The 7375-nt window shown below is 34.1% G+C and carries 8 protein-coding genes; all 8 read right to left on the bottom strand.

The window, feature by feature from the left end; all coding sequences use genetic code 11:
- Positions 1-64 precede the first annotated feature (64 nt).
- Positions 65-274: a DUF951 domain-containing protein gene (locus tag NEH75_RS06695; protein ID WP_055243393.1), complete on the bottom strand. Its 210-nt coding sequence runs from the start codon at positions 272-274 to the stop codon at positions 65-67.
- Positions 267-1178 (bottom strand): mechanosensitive ion channel family protein, encoded by a 912-nt coding sequence (locus tag NEH75_RS06690; RefSeq protein WP_256656466.1) that lies wholly within the window; start codon positions 1176-1178, stop codon positions 267-269. Before NEH75_RS06690 ends, NEH75_RS06695 begins: the two co-directional genes overlap by 8 nt.
- Positions 1179-1188: 10 nt before the next feature.
- Entirely contained in the window at positions 1189-2064 is an 876-nt protein-coding gene (locus tag NEH75_RS06685; protein WP_055304570.1) for a ParB/RepB/Spo0J family partition protein, read from the bottom strand.
- Positions 2054-2821, bottom strand: coding sequence for a ParA family protein (locus NEH75_RS06680; protein ID WP_055243396.1), 768 nt, complete (start codon positions 2819-2821; stop codon positions 2054-2056). Before NEH75_RS06680 ends, NEH75_RS06685 begins: the two co-directional genes overlap by 11 nt.
- 447 nt (positions 2822-3268) lie before the next feature.
- A complete protein-coding gene (locus tag NEH75_RS06675) occupies positions 3269-3439 on the bottom strand; it encodes a 2-thiouracil desulfurase family protein (protein WP_202966272.1) in 171 nt (56 codons plus the stop codon).
- Between the two features lie 74 nt (positions 3440-3513).
- Positions 3514-4335 carry a nucleoid occlusion protein gene (noc, locus tag NEH75_RS06670; RefSeq protein ID WP_055243397.1) on the bottom strand — a complete coding sequence of 274 codons (822 nt, stop codon included), beginning with the start codon at positions 4333-4335 and terminating at the stop codon, positions 3514-3516.
- A 116-nt stretch (positions 4336-4451) separates the two neighbouring features.
- Positions 4452-5165 (bottom strand): 16S rRNA (guanine(527)-N(7))-methyltransferase RsmG, encoded by a 714-nt coding sequence (gene rsmG, locus NEH75_RS06665; protein ID WP_055243398.1) that lies wholly within the window; start codon positions 5163-5165, stop codon positions 4452-4454.
- Positions 5166-5224: 59 nt separating this feature from the next.
- Positions 5225-7105: a tRNA uridine-5-carboxymethylaminomethyl(34) synthesis enzyme MnmG gene (gene mnmG / locus NEH75_RS06660; RefSeq protein WP_055243399.1), complete on the bottom strand. Its 1881-nt coding sequence runs from the start codon at positions 7103-7105 to the stop codon at positions 5225-5227.
- Positions 7106-7375: the final 270 nt, after the last annotated feature.

Below are 7375 nucleotides of genomic sequence, written 5' to 3'. Positions count from 1 at the left end.
TGCCGGGCGCACATAAAAAGCGTTGAAATCAATGGATTTCAACGCTTTTTTTCCAGTTTTAAAATTAGATATTTTCACTCTCTTGTGCTGACTCTAAAACCTTCTTCATCTTTTTCTTAAATTCAGGTCGTGGCATCATTAACATACGCTCACAATGACAACATTTAATCTTGATATCTGCGCCTAAACGGACCACTTGCCAACGATTTGTGCCACAAGGATGTGGCTTTTTCATCTCAACAATATCATTTAAACCAAATGTCACATTATTCATGAGATGGACTCCCTTCATTCTTTTGATAAACCATCATTTTAGAGTAAGGGATTTCAATATTCTCTCGGTCAAACGTCAACTTGATTAAGCGACGTAATTCACGTTGAATGTGCCACTGTTGAAGTGGTGAGACTTCAGCTATCATACGAATCACCACAGCTGAATCTGCTAATTCCTGTACCCCTAAAACTTGAGGAACTTGAAGGATATCGTCATATTGATTAAAAGCTTCTGACGCAACCTTCTGTAAAACTGAAATCGCCTTATCAAGATCCGCCTCATAGGCGATTCCGATATCTAATACCGCTTGACCATTTGAGACCGAATGGTTAATAACTTTTCCAATATTCCCATTTGGAATAATCACGATTTCACCCGTTAAAACACGAATTTTAACTGAACGTAATCCGATTTCTGTAACTGTTCCGGTATTTCCATCAATTTCGATAAAATCTCCAACTGAAAATAAATCTTCAAAAATAATAAAGAATCCCATGGTGATATCATCAAGCATACTCTTTGCCGCAAATCCAATGACCACAACAAGTGCACTTGAAGCGACTAATAACTTATCTAATGAGACAAAAACCGATAATAACCATAAAATTAAAACAATATTCACCGCATAACGCCAAATATTAAGAGCTAAACTTTCAAACGTCTCTTTTCGTCTTTCCGTTCCTCCCGTTACTTTTTGAATACGTTCAATATTCACGGCAAATGCTTTTTTAATCATATTCTTACCGAGTTTTCTGACGATTGACATAATTACAAGGATTAAAATAACACTAACAATTTTAAATCCAGCATTGATTAAAAAAGTATTTAACTGATCTGTTGCCAAAAAGTTCTGAATTTTATCAGCTAATACATTTGATAAAAATAATAAATTCAAATAGCTCACTCCTTAGTTTTTATTCTAAACCCATCTTCTCGAGTAAACGATTTAAATCATCCATAGTCATATAATCAATAATGATTTGACCTTTCCCATTCTTTTCTTTAAGTTTGACTTTCGTTCCAAAATACGATTTCAAATTCGACTCCACGTACTCTAAATGGGGGTTTACTTCTCTTTTCGTCTTTTTATCTTCTTCAGCTTGAGCCGTTCCAACTTGTTTTACTAAATCTTCTAACTCACGCACTGAAATTTGTTTTTCTTTAATAATATTCGTAAACTTTAAAATTAATTCTTCATCTTTTAACCCAGCTAATACTTTTCCATGTCCAACTGAAATGACACCATTTTCAATATCATCTTGCACAGAGCGTGGTAACTGTAATAAACGCATCGTATTGGCAATGTAGGCACGACTCTTTCCAAGACGTTCACCTAAGCGCTCTTGAGTTAAATCTAATTTTTGCATTAACAGACGATAAGCTTCGGCTTCCTCAATGGCTGTTAAATCTTCACGTTGTAAATTTTCAATTAATGCATATTCCATCATTAAATGATCATTAAACTCACGAATGATTGCTGGAATAGTTGGTAATCCCGCTTTTTGAGCAGCTCTAAATCGGCGCTCCCCTGCAATAATAATATAACCTTTAATATCTTTTTTAACGATAATAGGTTGGAACACACCATGTTCTTTAATTGACATCGCTAATTCTTTAATCTTATTCTCATCAAAATACTTTCGTGGTTGATATGGGTTAGGTCTTAAACTCTTCACCTCTAATTGGTGAATCACTTCCCCTTCTTTGACTTGCTCAAACGATTCAAGACTCTCAATATCATGCTCTTGAAATAGTGCACCTAAACCTCTTCCTAATCTATTAGTCGACATTATTTTTAACCACCTCTTTAGCTAAATCAATGTAAAATTGAGCAGCTGACGATTTTTGATCATAAGCAATAATTGACTTTCCGAATGATGGCGCCTCACTTAAACGAACTAAACGTGGAATAATAGTATTAAACACTTTCTCTTTGAAATATAATTTAACTTCATTGATTACATCTAATCCTAAACGAGTACGGCGATCAAGCATTGTTAATAACACCCCTTCAATCGATAAATTTCGATTTAAACGGCGTTGAACAATACGAATTGTATTTAATAATTGTGTTAATCCCTCTAATGCATAATACTCACATTGTACTGGAATCAATGTCGAATCTGCTGCAGATAACGCATTAATTGTCAAAAGTCCAAGTGATGGTGGACAATCGATAATAATATAATCAAAATATTCTTTGACTTGTTCAAGTTTTGGTAATAACTTAAACTCACGGTCTTTTTCCATGACAATCATCGACTCAAATCCTGCTAATTCTTGAGACGATGGAATTAAAAATAAATTTTCTTCATTCGTTTTTAAAATTACTTGATTAGTTGGAATTTCATCCACCAATAAATCAAAAACAGTTAACTCAGCATCGCCTTTATAAACACCAATACCAGTAGAGGCGTTAGCTTGGGGATCCATATCAACAAGTAATACTTTATGACCCAAGTAAGCCAAGGATGCTGATAAGTTAATACTAGATGTCGTCTTACCAACTCCACCTTTTTGGTTCGTTATAGCGATAATTTTCCCCATATTAACCCTCCTAAAGTCATACTTGTTAATATTTTACCACGAAATGATAGGTTATGAAAAATAAATTTGGCGCTTGATCAGTAAATTTTGAACTTTTTGAAATGACTAATCTTATTAGTGATTATTATTTACAAACTTCGATTTTTTTATTAAATAGGTGGTGAAAAATGTCGTAGAAAACTTAATATTAGAAAGCTTTCTTGAAATTATCCTCATTATAAATTTTAATATCCGATTTCTTCAATAAACGGGCTGTCATTCCATCGCCACTCGTTAATTGACCACTAAATGTTCCATCATAAACTTATCCACAACCACACGATGAACTATTACTTTTTAAAATTCCAACCTTAACTTCAAATAAATGAGCAATCTTATCAACCTCTTCTGCCCCTTTCGAAAACTACTCCGTCATATCACATCTAAACTTATCCACAGCACGCCCATTCACCAATTCAACTGATTGCCGTAGAATAATAGGTAACTCCCTAATTGTTCAGGACATAATGGAATCACTTGATGGTCCTTAATTAATTTCAAAATTCCTTCTTGTGGATAACCATCTCCACAATATCTGCAGTCTATCCCTAACAAACACGAACTAACTGTAACTCTCATTTTCTGATCTCCTCTAATTTATCCACAACAAAGAAAAACGACAGGCATTCAATCGCCTGTCTTTTCTCTTTTTATTAATGTTTATGTTTGGGTAATGAAATTTTAATCACATATGAGTCATCTAACTCTTCAGTTTCATGTTCGACTCTCATACCTGTTTTTTCAACCATCATAATGGCTTGTTTAAAAGTATTCATGGCAATACGACAATCTCTTGGCATACGAGAAATCGTTTGTGGTTTTACTGCTTTCTCTTTTGGATTTAACGTTTCATCAATTAAACGCTCAGTTTCTGAAACATTTAAATCCTTCTCAATAATCTTCTCTAAAAGTTGGAATTGCAGTTCTTCATCTTTAACTAATAATAATGCACGCGCATGACGTTCTGTCACTTTACGCTCTAAAACTGCTTGTTGAACATGCTCAGATAAATTTAATAAACGAATTTTATTTGCGACTGTTGATTGAGATTTTCCCATTTGCTTTGCTAATGCAGCTTGAGTAATCCCATGTAAATCAATCAACTGTTTATAAGCTAATGCTTCTTCGATTGCAGTTAAATCCTCTCGCTGAATATTCTCAACAATTGCAATAGAAGCTGATTGCTTATCATCATAGTCTCGGACAATCGCAGGAACTTTATCTAGTCCAATTAACTTAGATGCACGATAACGTCTTTCTCCCGCAATAATTTCATAACCCTCTTTAAACTTACGAACAACAATCGGTTGAATCACACCATGTTCTTTGATAGATTCTGATAATTCCAAAATTTTTTCATCATTAAAAATATTTCGTGGTTGATATTTATTCGGAACGATTTTTGAGATAGGCAATTGAGTTACTTCATCTTTTGGCTGATTACGTGAATCATCTCGTGAAAAAATGTTAAACACCCTATATCCCCCTTATAATAAAAATCGAAAATCAATCTTAATGTTTAAATTATAGCGTATTTTTCTTCTTTTTTCTAGAATTTCTATAGTAATGTCCCTGCCGGTGACATTTAATGCTATTTTAATGGTTTATTTTTGATTTGACCATAAGCTCGAGGATACTTATTCGGCGTCTTCTTGTATTTTTTTGTATAAATATTAGTGCGTGATCCCGCTTCTTCCGGTAACTCAACATGCTTCACATCAATGATTTCTACACCAAATGTATCTAAGGCACGTTTTGACTCTACTAATTCTTCATCACCTGTTTGTCCTTTTAACGCAATGAAATATCCACCTTCTTTAACTAATGGGACACATAACTCAGATAAAATATTTAAACGAGCAACTGCACGAGCTGTGACGATATCAAATGATTCACGATGCTTCGATGCATATTCTTCCGCACGTGAATGATACGCTTTAATATTTTCAAGCTTCGTTTCTGCAATGACATGATTTAAGAAATTAACGCGTTTTCCTAGGGAATCGACTAAATCCATCTTTAAATGTGGAAAAACGATTTTAACAGGTAAAGCTGGGAATCCAGCTCCTGATCCAACATCACATAATGTTTTGCAGTTGTGGATATCTTCAAACATTAAAAAGCCAAGTAACGAATCATAGAAATGCTTTAAATAAACTTCATTTACTTCTGTAATTCCAGTTAAGTTCATTTTCTCGTTCCACTCAACTAATAATTCATAATAACGATGTAACTGCCATTTTTGTTCTTCAGTTAACTCAATTCCAAATTCTTTTACCTTGTCATAAAATTGTTCCGGTGTCATATCTTCCACTCCTTACTACATAAAGAGTTAAGAAAGTCTCCTCTCTTAACTCTGATTTATTATTCACTTACTTTATTTGCACGTCCTGATTCAATGTAAACCATTAAAATTGAAATATCCGCTGGATTTACCCCTGAAATACGACTTGCTTGACCAATCGTTAATGGTCGAATGTCTTTTAACTTTTGTTTTGCTTCAATCGCTAAGTTTGGCACATCATCGTAATCGATATGATCCGGGATTTTTTTCTCTTCAACTTTTTGAACTTTTTCTACTTGTTGAAGAGCCTTATTAATATATCCTTCATACTTAACTTGAATTTCTAATTGCTCAATTGCTTCAGCAGAAATTGATTCATTTTTCTCTTCAATTAAGTTGTGGATATGTTCATAAGTAATCTCTGGACGTTTTAATAATTCTAATGCCGTAATTCCATCCTTTAATGGTGATGATGGAATTGTCGCTAAATACTCATTAGTATTTCCTTTAGGTGTAATTTTAATTTCAGATAAACGTTCTTTTTCTGCTGCAATCTCAGCTTTTTTATCTAAGAATGCTGCGTATTTTTCATCATTAATTAACCCTACTTGACGACCATATTCACGTAAACGCAAATCAGCATTATCATGACGTAATAATAAACGATACTCCGCACGAGAAGTTAATAAACGATAAGGTTCTAATGTTCCTTTTGTAACTAGATCATCAATTAATACCCCAATATAAGCTTCACTACGTTTTAAAATTAATGGATCTTTTCCTTGAACACGAAGGGCAGCATTAATTCCAGCCATGATTCCTTGACCCGCTGCTTCTTCATATCCACTTGTTCCGTTAATTTGTCCAGCACTATATAAGTTTTTAACTAATTTAGTTTCTAATGATGGCCATAATTGGACAGGCTTAATCGCATCATACTCAATAGCGTACGCATATTTAACAATGCGGCAATTTTCAAGACCTGGAATCGTACGAATCATTTGCTCTTGAACATCGCGTGGTAAACTACTTGAGAACCCTTGAACATAAATTTCAGGGATGTGTTTACTTTCTGGCTCTAAAAAGATTTGATGACGAGGCTTATCATTAAAACGAACAATTTTATCCTCAATTGATGGACAATAACGTGGCCCAACCCCTTCAACCACTCCAGAATACATTGACGAACGCTCTAAGTTATCCATAATAATACGATGTGTTTCTTCACCTGTATAAGTTAAATAACATGGCACTTGATCTTCAAGTGGTAAATGATCTTTAGTGTCAAAACTAAACGCACGAATGACGTCATCCCCAGGTTGAATTTCTGTTTTAGAGAAATCAACACTATCCGCTGCAACACGAGGTGGTGTTCCTGTTTTTAAACGGAATAATTCAAACCCTAAATCTTTTAAGTGTTGAGATAATCCTAATGAGGTCTTCGCACCATCTGGGCCACTTAACGTAATCTCATCACTAATCATAACTTTTGAATGCATGTAAGTTCCTGTTGTTAAAATAACCGTTTTTGAGAAAATTTGTTCCCCAGTTTCTAACTGAATTCCCTTCACTTCTGCGTCTTCAACAATTAACTTATCCACAATTGCTTCTTTAACGTCTAAATTTTCTTGTGCTAAAACTGTTTTTTGCATCTCACGAGGGTATTCCACTTTATCTGCTTGAGCACGAAGTGCACGAACCGCTGGACCTTTCCCTGTGTTTAACATACGCATTTGAATATGCGTTTTATCTGTATTAACACCCATTTCTCCACCTAAAGCATCAATCTCACGAACTACGATTCCTTTCGCTGGTCCACCGATGGCTGGATTACATGGCATATGTCCAATACGATTAATATCTCCAGTTACCATTAACGTTTTGCAACCCATTCGTGCTGGAGCAAGAGCTGCTTCAATTCCGGCATGCCCTCCACCTACGACGATTACATCATATATCATAAAGCTCACTCCTTACAGTAAACAAATAAACTTCAACTCTATCAAAAGACTATTCTTATTTTACATCTAAAACTCGACAATAAACAATAAAAATAACATCTGTGTATAAAATAGTAAACAAAAATCGATAATATAAAACAACTTTTTAGCTTTTTTCCTACATTTTTAAATTAAAAATGAAAATCATTATTCAATATCCAGTTTTTGTAACAGAAAAAAGTTGTTATTCAAAACGGTATATATCATAATAGACATATCAATGTCGTATAC

Source organism: Turicibacter sp. T129 (genome assembly GCF_025594975.1).
Lineage (GTDB): Bacteria > Bacillota_I > Bacilli_A > MOL361 > Turicibacteraceae > Turicibacter > Turicibacter bilis.
Note: the sequence above shows the minus strand (reverse complement) of the source record. Positions and strands in the feature narration are given on the sequence as shown.